This is a genomic window from Hydrogenophaga sp. (assembly GCF_019635465.1).
Classification (GTDB): domain Bacteria; phylum Pseudomonadota; class Gammaproteobacteria; order Burkholderiales; family Burkholderiaceae_C; genus Hydrogenophaga.
Window position 1 is genome coordinate 93,053 of sequence record NZ_JAHBZK010000001.1, and the last position, 14,854, is coordinate 107,906.

A 14,854-nucleotide genomic window follows, 5' to 3' on the forward strand; every position below is an offset into this window, starting at 1 on the left:
TTGTCTTGAAGGTCAGGTTCCAGTCGTTGCGCGCGCTCAAGTGGTCGAGGGTGGTCAACACCCTGGGTGCGCGCGCCCCGCGGCACGCGCTCTGGGCCCTGTGGTTCGTCGCGGCCTTGGTGGCGGCTGTGGTCTGGGTCAGCGGGTCGGCAGCGGCACGGCCGCCGACCGCCGACACCTTGCCCCTGATACTGAGCTACCTCGACGAGGGCGGCGTCGGTTGGTGGCCAGGGCAGCCCGAGCCGTCGCCCGGGTTTGCGCCCATCGCGGATCGGGTGGCCGGCACCAACTTCGGCACCCGCCGGGGCGTCTTGTGGTTTCGTGCGCAATGGCGCACCGACCTGCGGTCCTCGGGCGAATGGTGGTTGACGGTGGACAACCCTCACCTGGAACACCTTACGGTGCTGCTCGTCGACGACGAAGGTCGCAGCACACGGTGGGAAGGCGGCACCCGAGCACCTCGCGCCTCCGATGCAAGGCATGGGCATGGCCTTCACGCGGCGCCGCTGTGGTTGCGGGCCGATCGCGGGTACACGCTCTACGTGCGTGTCGAGTCCGAAGGTGTGTTTCACGTACCGATCGCCTTGCAGCGTCCGGACGCTGTGCGCGATCTGCAAGACCGCCAGATGTTGTGGCAGTGCCTCTATGCGGGCCTCGCGCTGGGCCTCGGTCTGTACAACCTGATGTTTATGCTCGGCCTGGGCGAGCGCATGTACGGGTACTACGGCGGCTTCACCTTGAGCCTGATGGTGGCGCAGCTGGCCGACACAGGCCTGGGCGTGCGGTTTCTGTGGCCAGGACTGGTCGGTCACGACACGTTCATCCACAACGTCGCGATCGTCGTCACCGTGTGGCTGGCCATTGCCTTCGCGCGCGCCTTTCTGCGCACGCGCAAGGGCATGCCGCGAATCGACGCCTGGCTGAGCGCGACCGCCGCTGTCTGGCTGGCCCTGATGGCCGCCTTGCCGTGGGTGGACCTGGTCAGCGCGGGCTATCTGCTCGCCCCTACCGGTCTGCTCACCGTGGCCTTGTTGAGCACGGCCGCTGCCATCGCACTGCGGCGCGGTCGTCCAGGCGCACGGCATTTCGTGCTCGCCTGGGTGGCGCTGCTGATCGCCGGGGCACTGTTTGCGCTGTCGCGCCTGGGGCTGCTGCCCTATCACCCGCTGATCGCACATGCCCTCATGCCGGGCTCCGCCATCGAACTGGTGTTGCTGTCGCTGGCGATGGCCGATCGCATGCGGCAGGAGCGTGAACGCCGGGCGCAGGCAGAGGTGGCGCGGCTGGTCGAAGGCGAGCAGCGGCGACTGGCGCAGCTCGCGCTCAAAGACAAGAACCGGTTGCTCGGCGCGGTGATCCACGACCTGCGCCAGCCCTTCTACGCCATCGGCATGGCGACGCAAAGCCTGCAGCGTCACGCGCTTGCGCCGGCCATGCGTGGGCCCATGACGCAAATGCAGGCGGCACTGCAGTCGGTCGACGCGCTGCTGCGCTCGCTGTCCATGGCCGCGCGGCTGGACCATCTGCAATCGCAGAGCCAGATGAACGACGTGGCCATGCAGGACATCATCGAAAGGCTGGACACCATCTACGCGCCGATGGCCCGTGAGCGCGGCCTGGCCTGGCGTGCCACCCCGTTCGTGGGGCAGGTGCATTCCGATCCCCAGGTGCTCGAACGCATGCTGGGCAACCTGATCGACAACGCCTTGCGCTACACCCGGCGTGGCGGCGTGATGCTGACCGCGCGCCGACGCGAGACCGGTTTGTTGCTGCAGGTCTGGGACACCGGCGCCGGCATCACCCCCGACGAGCTGGTGCACCTGTTCGAGGCATACCGGCGTGGCAGCGCCGCGCGCGACAACGACCAGGGCATGGGGCTAGGCCTGTCCATCGTGCAGCGCGGCGCCAGGCAACTCGGCATCCACCTGAGCGTGCGCTCGGTGCCGAACCGCGGTTCGTGTTTCAGCCTGCTGGTGCCCTGGGTGAGCGATGCCTTCGGCGCCAGGGCCGAGGCGTCCCAGGACATGCGAACTAGGGCCTGACCGCGCAGGCGCGTGCCACCTTCATGGCCAGCTGGTGCAGCGCCTGCCAGGGGTCGGCGGGCCAGTCGGGCGACTTCAGGCCCTTGACGATGCCGTCCACCGTGTGCGCATCGTCGAGCCAGCGTGCGAGCTGCGCGGTGCCCAGCATGGGCAGGGCGCGCTCCACCAGCTTCTCCTTCATGCCCCAGACGCGGTTCTCGCGCAGCGCCATGGGCAAGGGGCGGCCAGCGTCCATGGCGGTGCGCACCCGGTTGAGGGTGCGGATGTCTTCGGCCAGCGCCCAGTGCACCAGCACCGGCGCTTCGCCTTCGGCCTGCAGGCCGTCGAGCATGCGCTGCACCCGCGCGATCTGCCCGCCCAGCACGGCCTCGGCCAGTTTGAAGGCGTCAAAGCGCGCCACGTTGAGCACGGCCGACTCCACTTGGTCAAAGCCCAGCTCGCCGGCCGGGTAGAGCAGCGCGAGTTTCTGGATCTCCTGATGGGCGGCCAGCAGGTTGCCCTCCACCCGGTCGGCAAAGAACGCCAGCGTGCGCTGCCCTTCCTCGCCGGCAACCACGCGCTGGCCTTGCGCCTGAAGTCGCTGGGCGATCCACTGCGGCAGCGCGCGCCGATCGACCGGATCGACCTTGACCGTGACACCGTGCCCGTCGAGCGCCGCGAACCAGGCGCTCTTTTGCGTGGCCATGTCCAGGCGCGGCAACACCACCAGGGTGAGCGTGCTGTCGTTGCCGTCGGCGGCTTCAGCCAGTTGCTGCAGCGCGGCCGAGCCGTCCTTGCCTGGCTTGCCCGAGGGCACACGCACCTCGACCAGCTGGCGGTCGGCAAACAGGCTCAGCGAGGCGCCACTGGCGATCACGGAAGACCAGTCGGCGTGGGCACCGGCCATGGTGTGCACGGTGCGCTCGGTGTAGCCCTGCTCTCGCGCCGCGGCACGGATGGCGTCGCCAGCTTCCTGGATCAACAGCGGTTCGTCGCCGTGCAGCGTGTACAGGCTGCGCAGGCCTTTGCGAAGCTGGGCATCGAGCTGATTGGCCGCGACCTGCATGGGACGAAACCTGGGGCCTCAGACCTTGTCGACCGCGGCCAGGCGACGCACCACCTGCTGCACGATGTCGTTCGTCATGTCGCGGTAGAGCAATTGCTCTTCGGCGTCCTTGGCCAGCACCTGCGTTTCGTTGAAGCTGAGGTCGCGCTCGAGCAGCAGTTCGGTGTCGTCGATGAGGACGCGGTCGTCGCGGCTCATGAGGTTGAACTGGAAGCGCGCACGCAGCTGCAGTTCGCGCACCTGGCCTGCGGCCGTCTGCCCCACCACCACACGTTCGCGCTGATCGAGCAGCACACGCATCACGACCGGCGCCGTGGCGGCTGCCGCGTCGGCCGAGGTCAGCACCCGCACGCCGTACTGTCGCAGCTCGCGCCGCAGGGCCACCGACACGGTCGAGTTGTCGCTGCCGAGCAAACGCACGGCGTCGAACGCGAACTTCGGCGCCTGTCGCAACTGGAACCCGCAGCCGGACAGCGCCGCAGCGCCGATTAAGGTGAGCGTGTGGCGCCGGCGCATGCTCAGACCACCACGTTGACCAGGCGACCGGGCACCACCACCACCTTCTTGGGTGCGGCGCCAGCGGCCTGTTTGATGAAGGCCTCGCTGGCCAGGGCCGCAGCCTCGATGGCGGCCTTGTCGGCACTGGCCGGCACGGTGACGCTGCCGCGCAGCTTGCCGTTGATCTGCAGCACCAGCTCAATCTCGTCGCGCTGCAGTGCGCCTTCGTCGACTTGCGGCCAGGGGGCGTCCAGCAGGCCGGCCTTTTGCGCGTCGTAGCCCAGCTCGCGCCACAAGGCGTCGGTGATGTGCGGCGTGGCCGGGTACAGGCAGCGCAGCAGGATGCCGAAACCCTCGGCGGCCGCTGCCTGGTCGGCCTCGCCCTCGGGCGCAAAGCTCTCGAGCGCGTTGAGCATCTTCATGGCGCCCGAGACCACCGTGTTGTATTGCATGCGCTGGTAGTCGTACTCGACCTGCTTGAGCACGGTGTGGATCTCCAGGCGCAGCGCCTTGGCCACCTTGGACAGGCTGACTGAGGCCACATCAAGGCCCTGCAGACCCGACACACCCGCCTGCGACAACTTGTGTCCATAGGCCCACACGCGGCGCAGGAAGCGGTAGCTGCCTTCCACCGCGGCGTCGTTCCACTCCAGCGTGGCCTCGGGTGGCGCGGTGAACATGGTGTACAGGCGCGCGGTGTCGGCGCCGTACTTCTCGATCAGCTCCTGCGGGTCGACACCGTTGTTCTTGGACTTGGACATGGTGCCCACGCCCTCGTAGTCGATAGCCGTGCCCGCGGGCAGATCGCCCACCGCGTGCTTCAACTTTGCGCCGGTGATCTTGCCGCCTTCGTCGAAGGTGTTCTCCACGTCGTGCGGCCAGAAGTATTCCTTGCCACCCTTCTCATTGCGCCGGCTGTAGATGTGGTTGAGCACCATGCCCTGCGTGAGCAGGTGGGTAAAGGGCTCGTCGATGGTGACCAGGCCGAGGTCGCGCATGACCTTGGTCCAGAAGCGCGCGTACAGCAGGTGCAGGATGGCGTGCTCGATGCCCCCGATGTACTGGTCCATGCCGCTGCCACCGGTGGCGAGCTTCTGGTCGCGCATCCAGTAGGCGGTGCCATCGGCCACCATCGCGTCGGCGTTGGTGGGGTCGCAGTAGCGCATGAAGTACCAGGACGAATCCACGAAAGTGTCCATGGTGTCCGTCTCGCGCCGCGCTTTGGCGCCGCACACCGGACACACCACGCCGGCGTGAAAGCCTTCGTGGTGGTTGAGTGGGTTGCCGCTGCCGTCCGGCACGCAGTCCTCGGGCAGCACCACCGGCAGGTCTTTCTCGGGCACCGGCACCGCGCCGTGCTCGGGGCAATGGATGATGGGAATCGGTGTGCCCCAGTAGCGCTGGCGGCTGATGCCCCAGTCGCGCAAACGCCAGGTGGTCTTCTTCTCGCCCAGGCCCTTGGCGGCCAGCGCTTCAGCGACCTGGTTGACCGCGTCCGCGTACCCCAGGCCGTCGATGAAACCGCTGTTGACGCACACGCCGCGCTGCTTGTCGCCGTAACACTCGGCCCAGGCGTCGGTGCTGAAGGTCTCGCCTTCAATGGCAACCACCTGTTTGATCTCGAGGCCGTACTTCTTCGCGAACGCAAAGTCGCGTTCGTCGTGCGCGGGCACGCCCATGACGGCGCCGTCGCCGTAGCCCATGAGCACGTAATTGCCGACCCACACCGGCACCGCTGCACCGGTGATGGGGTGCGTGACGGTAAGGCCGGTGGGAAGACCCTTCTTCTCCTGCGTGGCAAGCTCGGCCTCGGTGGTGCCGCCCGTCTTGCACTCTTCAATGAAGGCGGCGAGCTTGGCGTCGCCGGCCGCAGCATGCGTGGCCAGTGGGTGCTCGGGCGCCACGGCGCAGAAGGTCACACCCATGATGGTGTCGGCGCGCGTGGTGAACACGTAGAGCTGGCCGTCGCCGATCAATGCGCCATCGGCCCCTTTGATCTGGTGCGGGAAGGCGAAGCGCAGGCCCTCGCTCTTGCCGATCCAGTTCTCCTGCATCAGGCGCACCTTGTCGGGCCAGCCGCTGAGCGTGGCCTTGGGGTTGCCGATCTGCACGTGGTCGAGCAGCTCGCCCGCATAGGCGGTGATGTTGAGGTAGTAGCCCGGGATCTCGCGCTTTTCGACCAGCGCGCCGGTGCGCCAGCCGCGGCCGTCGATGACCTGCTCGTTGGCCAGCACGGTCTGGTCCACCGGGTCCCAGTTGACGACCTGGGTCTTGCGGTAGGCAATGCCCTTCTCAAGCATCTTGAGGAACAGCCACTGGTTCCACTTGTAATAGTCGGGCGAGCAGGTGGCGACTTCGCGGCTCCAGTCGATGGCCAGGCCCATGGCCTGCATCTGCCGCTTCATGTAGGCGATGTTGTCGTAGGTCCACTTGGCGGGCGGCACCTTGTTCTTGATCGCCGCGTTCTCGGCCGGCAGGCCGAAGGCGTCCCAGCCCATGGGCATGAGGACGTTGTGGCCCTTCATGCGCAGCTGGCGCGTGAGCATGTCGTTGATGGTGTAGTTGCGCACGTGCCCCATGTGCAGCTTGCCGCTGGGGTAGGGCAGCATGGAGCAGGCGTAGAACTTGGGCTTGCTCCGGTCTTCGGTGACTCGGTAGGCGTCGGCGGCGGTCCACAGGGATTGCGTGCTGCGCTCGACGTCTTGGGGGGCGTACTTGTCTTGCATGGGGCGGTGCCCGAAGGGCTGGCGGGGCCAACGGCGGCGCCGCGGCGGGAGCCGGGATTTTAGGTGGTGGCGTTGGGCGCTGCCGAGCGGGGCAGCACCAGCGTGGCGACCAGACCACCGTGCGCGGCGTTGTCGAGCAGCAGTTGCCCGCCGTGGGCGCGCGCCATGCGCTCGGCAATGGCCAGCCCCAGCCCGGTGCCGGGCGCGCCGGTGCGCGAGGCCCCGGCGCGCTGAAAAGGCTGGCGCAGCCGCTCACGCTCGGCGGGCGCAATGCCCGTGCCGTGGTCTTCAACGCTGAGGCGCAGCGCCTGCGCATCGGCGCTGGTGCGCAGCACCACGGGCGCCGCCCCATGCCGGTGGGCGTTGGCGATCAGGTTGTCCAGCGCGCGGCGCAGCGCCAGCGGGCGCAGGGGCAGGCGCGGCAGCTCGCCGGCCTCGAAGTCCACCGGCAGGCCCTGCGCGGCGCTGGCCTCGGCCGCCGCGCGGGCCAGGGCGTTGGCATCGCTGTCGGGCACCAGCGGGTCCAGCGCCTGCGCATCGCCGGCCCGCGCGAAGTCGAGGAACTGCCCGACCAGCGCGTCCATGGTTTCGATGTGACGCACCATGCCCTCGGCCAGGGCCGGCTCCAGGCGGTCGCCGGCGATGTCCACCGACAGCCGCAGCTTGGTCAGCGGCGTGCGCAGGTCGTGAGAGATACCGGCCAGCATGACGGCGCGCTGCTGGTCCTGGCGGGCCAGGTCATCGCTCATCTGGTTGAAGCTGGCGCTGACCGTGGCGATCTCGCTGGGCCCGTCTTCGGGCAGGCGCGGCGCGGGCTCGCCACGCCCCAGGGCGCGCGCGGCGGCCACCAACGCCACCAGGGGCCGGTTGATGCGGCGCTGAATGAACCAGGCGCCGAGCGCCGCGATCAGCCCGGCAGCCAGCGAGGCCGCGATCCAGGCGCCCGAAAACTCGCGCGCGGTGAACAGGTTGGGCACCGACACCCAGTGCTCGTGGCCGTCGACGATCAAGCGCAAGGCCAGCGGCGAGCCGTCTTCACTGCGCCAGACCAGCGAGGTGCCGTCCTGCGCCAGCCGGGTAGACACCTCGCGGATGAAGCGGCGCTGCACCGGCGCCAGCACACGCGGCCAGCGCGTCGGGTCCTGCGTGCGCTCCTGCGCAATGCGCCGGTTGAACGCGGCCACGAAGGCATCGCGCTCGGCCGGGGGCAGCGCCCGCAGGCCGTCGCGCAAGGCGCTTACCTGCCCGGCCGCGATGTCGGCCGTGCGCTCCAGGCGGGGCTTGAGCAGCAGCTGCGTCACCAGCAAGGCCCCCACCACCTGCCCCAGCACCACCAGGGCCACGATGAGCAGCAGGTTGCGTCCGAACAGGCTGGCCGGCCAGGCCTTCACGGCGCCTCTCCGCCGGGCACGAACACATAGCCCACCCCCCACACCGTGCGCAGGTAGCGGGGCTTGCCCGGTTCGGGCTCGATCAGCTTGCGCAGCCGCATGACCTGCACGTCGACGCTGCGGTCGGTCACGTCGTGGTCGCGCCCGTGGGCCAGCTCGATCAGGCGGTCGCGCCCCAGCGGGCGGTTGGGGTGGGCACACAGGGCGCGCAGCAGGGCGAATTCGCTGCTGGACAGGGCAAGCTCCTCGTCGCCGCGGGTCAGGCGCTGCGCCCCCAGGTGCAGCACGAAGGGACCAAAGCGCACCTCGGCGTCCTCGGGCACCCCGCCCACGTGGGCGCCCAGCAATTGCTGGCGCCGCACCTGGGCCTGGATGCGCGCCAGCAGCTCGCGCGGATTGAAGGGTTTGGGCAGGTAGTCGTCGGCGCCCATCTCCAGACCGATGATGCGGTCCACCGGGTCGCCACGCGCTGTGAGCATGACGATGGGAATGGTCTCGCCCTGGGCGCGCAGACGGCGACAGGCGGCGAGACCGTCCTCGCCCGGCATCATCACATCCAGCACCAGCACGTCGAAGCGCTCGCGGGCCAGCAGCTTCTCCAGCGCGCTGGTGTCGGGCAGCGCGCGCACCTGCAGGCCCTGGTCCTGCAGGTAGCGTTGCAGCAAGGCGCGCAGCTCGGCCTCGTCATCGACGACGAGCACACGGACGGGGGAGGCGGTGCCGACGGCTGGCATGGCGGCATCGTAGCGGGGGCGGGCCACCGGACGCCCTCGGTCATCCTGACCGAATCCATGACAAACCATGACAAGCCCCCCATTCGGCACATGCCTGGTCACAACCCGGCCCCTGGCCGTCACGCCTGGCTGACATCGCGGCGCGACAGTGGTGCCATCGCTGCGGCGATGCCTTCATCCACCCACCTGGAGCCTGCCATGTCACCCACCTTGAATCTGAAGACCGCCACCCTGCTGATCGGCCTTGGCCTGTTCGGTGCCAGCGCCGCCCACGCCGACGGCAAGCTGCGCCTGATGCGCAACAACGCCGACGGCGGTGCGGGCACCACCGTCATCAAGAAACGCAGCGGCGAGCTGGGCACCGCCGCTCGCGCACGCACCTGGCAATCGGACGGCCAGGGCAATGCCGGCACCGTCGGCGGCAGCGCCATCGCCGGCCCCAATGGCGGCCGCGCGGCGCGCCTGGGTGGCACCACCGTCAACGCCGATGGCTCGGCCAGCCACCAAAGCGGCGTGCGCGCTGTCGGGCCCGAGGGCAGCACGCTGCAAAGCCAGGGCAGTGCCACCCGGGACGCCGACGGCAACGTGACGCAGTCGCGCAGCACCGCCGCCACCAACGCCAACACCGGCAATTCGGTGCAAAGCGCCAGCAGCTACGACAGCGTCAACGGCCGCACCCGCACCACCACCTGCTACGACGCCAGCGGCGCCGTGATGGCCTGCCCGAGCCGTTGATGCAACGCGAGACCATGACCATGAACCGATCACATATCTGTTTTGTGGCCCTGAGTGCCAGCCTGTTCGCCTTCGGCGCCCAGGCCCAGGACACCAGCCGCGCCGAGCGCATGCGTGCCGAGCTGGACCAGCGATTTGCCGCCGCCGACAAGAATGGCGATGGCCGCTTGAGCGCCGACGAAGCGAAACAGGGCATGCCGTTCGTGCACCGCCAGTTCGCCAAAATCGACAGCGCGGGTGAAGGCTCGGTGAGCAAGGCGCAGATTGCGGCCTACGTGCAGGCCATGGCCGCCGAGCGCGGCAAGTCCAGGCCCTAGCCCGACGAAAGCTACGAGCAGCGTACCGGCTCAGCGCAGGCCAAGCACGTCGAACATGTCGTACAGCCCGCTGGTGCGCCCCGCCAGATAGCGCACCGCGCGCAGGCTGCCCTGGGCGTAGGTGGCGCGGCTGCTCGACTTGTGGCTGATCTCGATGCGCTCGCCGATGCCGGCGAACAGCACGGTGTGGTCGCCCACGATGTCGCCACCGCGGATGGTGGCAAACCCGATGCTGGACGGGTCGCGCTCGCCGGTGACGCCTTCGCGCGCATACACCGCGCAGTCCTTGAGGTCGCGCCCCAGCGCCTCGGCGATCACCTCACCCATCTTGAGCGCCGTGCCGCTGGGCGCGTCCACCTTGTGGCGATGGTGCGCCTCGATGATCTCGATGTCGTAACCGGTGGACAGGGCCTTGGCCGCCATCTCGAGCAGCTTGAGCGTGACGTTGACGCCCACGCTCATGTTGGGCGCCATCATGATGGCGATGCGCTGCGAAGCGTCGGCGATCTCGGCCTTCTGGGCCTCGCTGAAACCGGTGGTACCGATCACCAGGTTGACGCCCTGTGCCACGCAAGCGGCCAGGTGCGCCATGGTGCCCTCGGGGCGTGTGAAGTCGATCAGGCAATGGTTGCCGTGCAGACCGGCCGCGATGTCGCTGGTGATGGCCACCCCAGTGGGCTGACCAGCGTAGGCGCCAGCGTCCTGCCCCAGTGCCGGGCTGGAGGCCAGGTCCAGCGCACCACCGAGTTCGCAATCGCCGCTGGCGCGCACGGCGTCGATCAGCATGCGGCCCATGCGCCCGCTGGCGCCTGCAATGCAGACGCGGTGGAGGGGTGCAGCGCTCATCGGGTCGTGCCGCCGTCCAGGGGCGGGAAGTTGGTGGTGGCGGGCGCCACAGCGGCGCTGTTGGGCACCGGGGGCTTCTGCGGCTTGTTGCGTTCGGCAAATGCCTTGAGCTGCTCTTCGGAGGCCTCCAGCGGGGGCACCTTGCCCGGCGCGCGCTTGCTGTCCAGTGTGGCCACGAACTCGGCCTCGGTCGGCAACTCGTCGGCCTCATGGCGCACGAGCACCCCGTCCTTGAAGAACACCGAGACCCGGCGGCGCTGCGCCTCCTGGCCCTGGCGCTGCAGGGTGAAGACGTAGTCCCAGCGGTCGGCATGGAACACGCTGGTCAGCAGGGGCGAGCCGAGAATGTCGCGCACCTGCTCGCGCGCCATGCCGGGTTTGAGCGCCTCGACCTGCTCGCGGGTGACCACGTTGCCCTGGAGCACGTCCACCTTGTAAGGGGTCAGCATGCCGCACCCCGACAGGGCCGTCAGCAGGGCGAGGATGGACAACAGGCGATGGGCTGGACGAAACATGGGACACCCTGAACGGTGCATGGGCATTGGCCCTGATGCGAGCGGCACTGAGCCGGTGATAATCGGTCGGCCATTGTAGTGAGCCCGAACGCACCACCATGTCCTCCAATCTCGAAGAGCTCAAGAGCACCGGCCTGAAGGCCACCCTGCCGCGCCTGAAGATCCTCGAGGTCTTTCACAACGCGAAGCAGCGCCACATGACCGCCGAGGACGTGTTTCGCGTGCTGCTGGAGGACCGCAGCGACATCGGCCTGGCCACTGTCTACCGCGTGCTGATGCAGTTCGAGCAGGCCGGCTTGCTTACCCGCAGCAATTTCGAGTCGGGCAAGGCGGTCTACGAACTCAACGAAGGCCAGCACCACGACCACCTGGTCTGTCTGGACTGCGGTCGCGTCGAGGAGTTCTTCGATCCGGAGATCGAGCGTCGCCAGCAGATGGTGGCCAAGGCGCGCGGCTTTGCGCTGCAGGAGCACGCCTTGTCGCTGTACGCCAACTGCACCAAGAACGACTGCCCGCACCGCATCGACAAGCCCGGCAGCAGATAAGCAAGATCCGCCGCCGGGTGGTGAACCCCGCAGCGGCGGAGCGTGGGGGCCGGAACGATCCGCCGCCGGGCCGCCCCAAGGCGGATCAGCCCCCTCGGGGGGCAGCGACCCGCGCAGCGGCGGAGCGTGGGGGTCTTATTCCCCGCGCGACATGGCAGCGCGGTGGCGCAGCACAAACTCCTGGTAGGTGTCGATGCCACGCAGCTGCAGGATGGTGTTGCGCACCGCGGCCTCGACCAGCACGGCAATGTTGCGACCCGCCACCACCTGGATGACCGCCTTGCGCACCGGCACACCCAGCACGTCCTGATAGAGCGGCTCGTAGGGCATGCGCTCGTAGTCGCGCTCCATGGTCTCGCGGCGCACCAGGTGCACGATGAGCTGCAGCCGCATCTTGCGGCGCACCGCCGTCTCGCCAAAGATGGCCTTGATGTCGAGCAGGCCGATACCGCGCACCTCCAGCAGGTTCTGCAGCAGCTCGGGGCAGCGACCTTCGATGCTGGTCTGGTTGATGCGATAAAGGTCGACCGCGTCGTCGGCCACCAGACCGTGGCCACGCGAAATCAATTCAAGCCCGAGTTCGCTCTTGCCCAACCCCGACTCGCCGGTGATCAACACCCCCATGCCCAGGATGTCCATGAACACACCGTGCATGGTGGCGCGGTCGGCGAAATGCCGCGACAGGTAGGCGCGCAGCACGTCGATGACGAAGGCTGCCGATTCCTTCGTCGAGAACATGGGAATCTGCGCCCGCTCGCACATGGCGAGCAGTTCGTCGGGCGCCGTCTGGCCATCGGCCACCACCAGCACGGGCGGCTCCAGCGTCACGATGCGCGACACGCGGCGCTTGTTGTCGTCGCTGCTCGGGCTGGTGAGGTACGCCACCTCGCGCTCGCCGATGACCTGCAGCCGGTAGGGATGGATGTAGTTGAGGTAGCCGACCAGGTCGGCGCCGGAGCGGGCGGCGCGAATGGCCACCTCGTCGAAGCGGCGCTCGGACGCGCCCAGACCGGCGATCCACTGCCATCTCAGCGCATCCCGGTGGTCCTCAAAGAGGACGTCGGCGCTGACGACGGTAGGTTTCAAAGGCGGCGGGGATCAGGCAGCGGCGTGCGCCGACTGCCAGTTCGAGATGAGCGCGTGCAGCGCCTCTGACTCGCTGGAGCCCTTCATCTGCTCGCGCAAGGCGCTGTCGCTGAGCAGCTCGGCGATCTCGGAGAGTATTTCCAGGTGCTTCTGTGTGGCCGCTTCGGGCACCAGCAGGAAGATCATCAACTGGACCGGCTGCTCATCCGGCGCATCGAAACCGATGGGGTTGGCCAGCTGAAACACCGCGGCCAGGGGCTGCTTCAGACCCTTGATGCGACCATGGGGAATGGCCACCCCGTGTCCCAGTCCGGTGGAGCCCAGGCGTTCGCGCGCAAACAGGCTGTCGGTGATCAGTGCCCGATTCAGCCCATGCAGGGTTTCAAACAAAAGACCTGCTTCTTCAAACGCGCGCTTTTTGCTCGTGGCGTCAACACTGACGAGCACTTGCGCGGCGGGCAGGATGGCAGAAAGACGGTTCATGTCGGCCCTTTCGGACCGCGCATTATGCGCTTGCACTTTCCTACGGCTAGATGAGAGAGACAAAAAAGCCGCTTGACAACTCAAGCGGCTTGTTGCAGCGCAGCAGGCTTCAAAGCCGCATGCGGCAAGGGCCTGTGACTTCTGTCACATCAGACGTTTCGCAGTGTCGTGATGGTGGTCCTGTGTCTTGGTCTTGTAGCGCAACACCTGGCGATCGAGCTTGTCGGCGAGGTCATCGACGGCGGCGTACAGATCGGCGTGGGCACTTTCGGCAAACAGGTCTCGGCCTTTCACATGAATGTTGCATTCCGCGCGCTGGCGCAAGTCTTTCTCCTTGAGGTTGTCGACCGTCAGCAGCACTTTGATGTCCACCACCTGATCGAAATGTCGGGAGATGCGTTCGAGCTTGCTGGTGACGTAGCCGCGCAGGGCGGGCGTGACCTCGAGGTGGTGACCACTGATCGTCAGGTTCATGTATGAGCCTCCATTTGCTCCGGGTTGACACAGGTCACCAGGTGGCTGGCCACCCGGCGACCACGGGATGGCTTGAAGGCACTATGCCCATGAACCCCACGCCGCGCAAGGCGCAAACGTCAGATTTCGTGACTTCTTGACCGGCGTCAGGCCCGCTGCACACCAGCGGCACTGTGCAGCTTGAGGCGGCGGGCGATACCGATGCTGACGAAGCTGGCGATCACTCCTACCAAGCCGGCAATCCAGTAGTGCTCGACATGACCGGCCGCATCGCGCGCGATGATCATGCCGCCTACCAACGACGCAAGCCCCATGGCGGCCGACTGCACCGAGGCGTTGAGCACCATGAACGTGCCGCGCAGCCTGGGCAATGCGGCTGACGTGATGATCGCCATGCCGGGGATCATCCGACCCGACATCAGCGCAAAGAACGCGGTAGAGACAATGAGCACCAACGGCAAAGGCGCTGGCGGCAGCAGGGTCGTGGCCATCAGCGGCAGGGACACCGCAGCGGCCAGGCGCGAGAAGGTCTGCACCTTGCCCAGACGGTCTGTCATCCGTCCGAACCAGCGCGCGGTCAACAAGGTCACGGCGCCGCCCACGAGGTAGAGCAAGGGGATGTCCTGATCGCTCAGGCCCACGTTGGTCTGCATATAGATCGTGATGAAGGGGATCACCGTGAAGCCGGTGAACATCATCACCGCCGACAAGGCAAACGCCCGCCAGTGGTTGCGCTCGACCAGCACCTCGCCAATGCCGCGCCAGATCGCCGGACGACCTTCCTGCAGGTGATGGCGAAGCGCGGGCAGCGTGAGCCACGCGCCCAGACAAAACAGCGCACACAGGCCGGCAATGGCAAAGAAAGTGGCGTGCCAGCCCAGCCAGCCCGCCAGCCAGAGCCCCATGGGCACACCGGCCACCGTGGAGACCGAGAACGCCGACATGACGATGCCCATGGCGCGACCGCGTCGCTCGAACGGGACAACGTCGGCCACGATGGTTTGTGCCAGCGCCGACAACACACCGCCAAACACGCCCGCCGCCACGCGCGCCGCCATCAGCACCGCGTAGCTGCCAGCCAAACCGCACGCCAGTGTGGCGAGCGCGAACAGGCCGTACAGCCACAACAACAAGCTGCGGCGATCGAAGCGGTCGACGTAAGTGGCCGCCAGCAGCCCCGACACACCCGCCGAGAGGGTGTAGGCCGACACCAGCAGACCGAACTGCGCGTCCGTGATGCCGAACAGCCGCGTGAACTGCGGCCCGAGGGGCATCATGATCATGAAGTCCAGGATGTGGGTGAACTGCACCCCGGCGATGGTGAGCAGCAGCCAGCGCTCGCGTGAGCGACTCAAGGCGGCGGCGGAGTGGTCGGCAGGGGTGTTCATGGCGCGCGGTGGACAGCAAGCCCGCGAGT

The 14,854-nt window shown here is 67.8% G+C and carries 15 protein-coding genes; 4 read left to right on the plus strand and 11 right to left on the minus strand.

Going from position 1 to position 14,854, the window contains the following annotated elements:
• Positions 1-5: 5 nt before the first annotated feature.
• Positions 6-2,042: a sensor histidine kinase gene (locus KF871_RS00545; protein ID WP_291136719.1), complete on the plus strand. Its 2,037-nt coding sequence runs from the start codon at positions 6-8 to the stop codon at positions 2,040-2,042.
• Here KF871_RS00545 and holA read toward each other — a convergent pair.
• From holA to ompR, 5 genes are read right to left on the minus strand one after another with little or no spacing between them, the layout of a single operon-like run.
• Positions 2,032-3,087: a DNA polymerase III subunit delta gene (gene holA / locus KF871_RS00550; RefSeq protein ID WP_291136721.1), complete on the minus strand. Its 1,056-nt coding sequence runs from the start codon at positions 3,085-3,087 to the stop codon at positions 2,032-2,034. The two genes, KF871_RS00545 and holA, sit on opposite strands and share 11 nt — an antisense overlap.
• A gap of 18 nt (positions 3,088-3,105) precedes the next feature.
• A complete protein-coding gene (lptE, locus tag KF871_RS00555) occupies positions 3,106-3,603 on the minus strand; it encodes an LPS assembly lipoprotein LptE (protein ID WP_291136723.1) in 498 nt (165 codons plus the stop codon).
• Between the two features lie 2 nt (positions 3,604-3,605).
• Positions 3,606-6,311 carry a leucine--tRNA ligase gene (leuS, locus tag KF871_RS00560; RefSeq protein WP_291136725.1) on the minus strand — a complete coding sequence of 902 codons (2,706 nt, stop codon included), beginning with the start codon at positions 6,309-6,311 and terminating at the stop codon, positions 3,606-3,608.
• A 59-nt stretch (positions 6,312-6,370) separates the two neighbouring features.
• Positions 6,371-7,702 (minus strand): ATP-binding protein, encoded by a 1,332-nt coding sequence (locus KF871_RS00565; protein ID WP_291136727.1) that lies wholly within the window; start codon positions 7,700-7,702, stop codon positions 6,371-6,373.
• Entirely contained in the window at positions 7,699-8,436 is a 738-nt protein-coding gene (gene ompR / locus KF871_RS00570) for a two-component system response regulator OmpR (protein ID WP_291136729.1), read from the minus strand. The genes KF871_RS00565 and ompR overlap by 4 nt, the downstream gene beginning before the upstream one ends.
• A 198-nt stretch (positions 8,437-8,634) precedes the next feature.
• Between ompR and KF871_RS00575 the strand changes: the two genes are divergently transcribed.
• Positions 8,635-9,171, plus strand: a complete 537-nt coding sequence (locus KF871_RS00575; protein ID WP_291136731.1) for a hypothetical protein — start codon at positions 8,635-8,637, stop codon at positions 9,169-9,171.
• A 20-nt stretch (positions 9,172-9,191) separates the two neighbouring features.
• A complete protein-coding gene (locus KF871_RS00580; protein ID WP_291136734.1) occupies positions 9,192-9,488 on the plus strand; it encodes a calcium-binding protein in 297 nt (98 codons plus the stop codon).
• A gap of 30 nt (positions 9,489-9,518) precedes the next feature.
• Here KF871_RS00580 and dapB read toward each other — a convergent pair whose 3' ends face one another.
• Positions 9,519-10,334, minus strand: coding sequence for a 4-hydroxy-tetrahydrodipicolinate reductase (gene dapB, locus KF871_RS00585; RefSeq protein ID WP_291136737.1), 816 nt, complete (start codon positions 10,332-10,334; stop codon positions 9,519-9,521).
• Complete coding sequence (locus KF871_RS00590; RefSeq protein WP_291136739.1) at positions 10,331-10,849, minus strand: outer membrane protein assembly factor BamE; 519 nt, start codon at positions 10,847-10,849, stop codon at positions 10,331-10,333. Before KF871_RS00590 ends, dapB begins: the two co-directional genes overlap by 4 nt.
• Before the next feature lie 98 nt (positions 10,850-10,947).
• On the opposite strand from KF871_RS00590, the gene fur reads away from it, so the two are divergent.
• On the plus strand, positions 10,948-11,394 hold the full coding sequence (gene fur, locus KF871_RS00595) for a ferric iron uptake transcriptional regulator (RefSeq protein WP_291136742.1): 447 nt from the start codon (positions 10,948-10,950) through the stop codon (positions 11,392-11,394).
• Between the two features lie 135 nt (positions 11,395-11,529).
• Here the strand turns inward: fur and hprK are convergent, their stop codons facing one another.
• The 4 genes from hprK to KF871_RS00615 form a co-directional block, all read right to left on the minus strand.
• Entirely contained in the window at positions 11,530-12,480 is a 951-nt protein-coding gene (hprK, locus tag KF871_RS00600) for an HPr(Ser) kinase/phosphatase (protein WP_291136745.1), read from the minus strand.
• A 12-nt stretch (positions 12,481-12,492) separates the two neighbouring features.
• Positions 12,493-12,963, minus strand: coding sequence for a PTS sugar transporter subunit IIA (locus KF871_RS00605; RefSeq protein WP_291136748.1), 471 nt, complete (start codon positions 12,961-12,963; stop codon positions 12,493-12,495).
• Between the two features lie 144 nt (positions 12,964-13,107).
• Positions 13,108-13,437 (minus strand): ribosome-associated translation inhibitor RaiA, encoded by a 330-nt coding sequence (gene raiA / locus KF871_RS00610; RefSeq protein ID WP_291136752.1) that lies wholly within the window; start codon positions 13,435-13,437, stop codon positions 13,108-13,110.
• Between the two features lie 146 nt (positions 13,438-13,583).
• The gene (locus tag KF871_RS00615) at positions 13,584-14,825 is read right to left on the minus strand and encodes an MFS transporter (protein ID WP_291136755.1); all 1,242 of its coding nucleotides are present in this window, start codon (positions 14,823-14,825) and stop codon (positions 13,584-13,586) included.
• Positions 14,826-14,854: the final 29 nt, after the last annotated feature.

Bases quoted from the DNA above. Each gene is read 5' to 3' on its own strand.
- fur (WP_291136742.1), top strand. From the start codon at position 10,948: ATGTCCTCCAATCTCGAAGAGCTCAAGAGCACCGGCCTGAAGGCCACC.
- leuS (WP_291136725.1), bottom strand. From the start codon at position 6,311: ATGCAAGACAAGTACGCCCCCCAAGACGTCGAGCGCAGCACGCAATCC.
- KF871_RS00615 (WP_291136755.1), bottom strand. From the start codon at position 14,825: ATGAACACCCCTGCCGACCACTCCGCCGCCGCCTTGAGTCGCTCACGC.
- KF871_RS00590 (WP_291136739.1), bottom strand. From the start codon at position 10,849: ATGTTTCGTCCAGCCCATCGCCTGTTGTCCATCCTCGCCCTGCTGACG.
- KF871_RS00580 (WP_291136734.1), top strand. From the start codon at position 9,192: ATGAACCGATCACATATCTGTTTTGTGGCCCTGAGTGCCAGCCTGTTC.
- ompR (WP_291136729.1), bottom strand. From the start codon at position 8,436: ATGCCAGCCGTCGGCACCGCCTCCCCCGTCCGTGTGCTCGTCGTCGAT.
- raiA (WP_291136752.1), bottom strand. From the start codon at position 13,437: ATGAACCTGACGATCAGTGGTCACCACCTCGAGGTCACGCCCGCCCTG.
- lptE (WP_291136723.1), bottom strand. From the start codon at position 3,603: ATGCGCCGGCGCCACACGCTCACCTTAATCGGCGCTGCGGCGCTGTCC.
- dapB (WP_291136737.1), bottom strand. From the start codon at position 10,334: ATGAGCGCTGCACCCCTCCACCGCGTCTGCATTGCAGGCGCCAGCGGG.
- holA (WP_291136721.1), bottom strand. From the start codon at position 3,087: ATGCAGGTCGCGGCCAATCAGCTCGATGCCCAGCTTCGCAAAGGCCTG.
- KF871_RS00605 (WP_291136748.1), bottom strand. From the start codon at position 12,963: ATGAACCGTCTTTCTGCCATCCTGCCCGCCGCGCAAGTGCTCGTCAGT.
- KF871_RS00575 (WP_291136731.1), top strand. From the start codon at position 8,635: ATGTCACCCACCTTGAATCTGAAGACCGCCACCCTGCTGATCGGCCTT.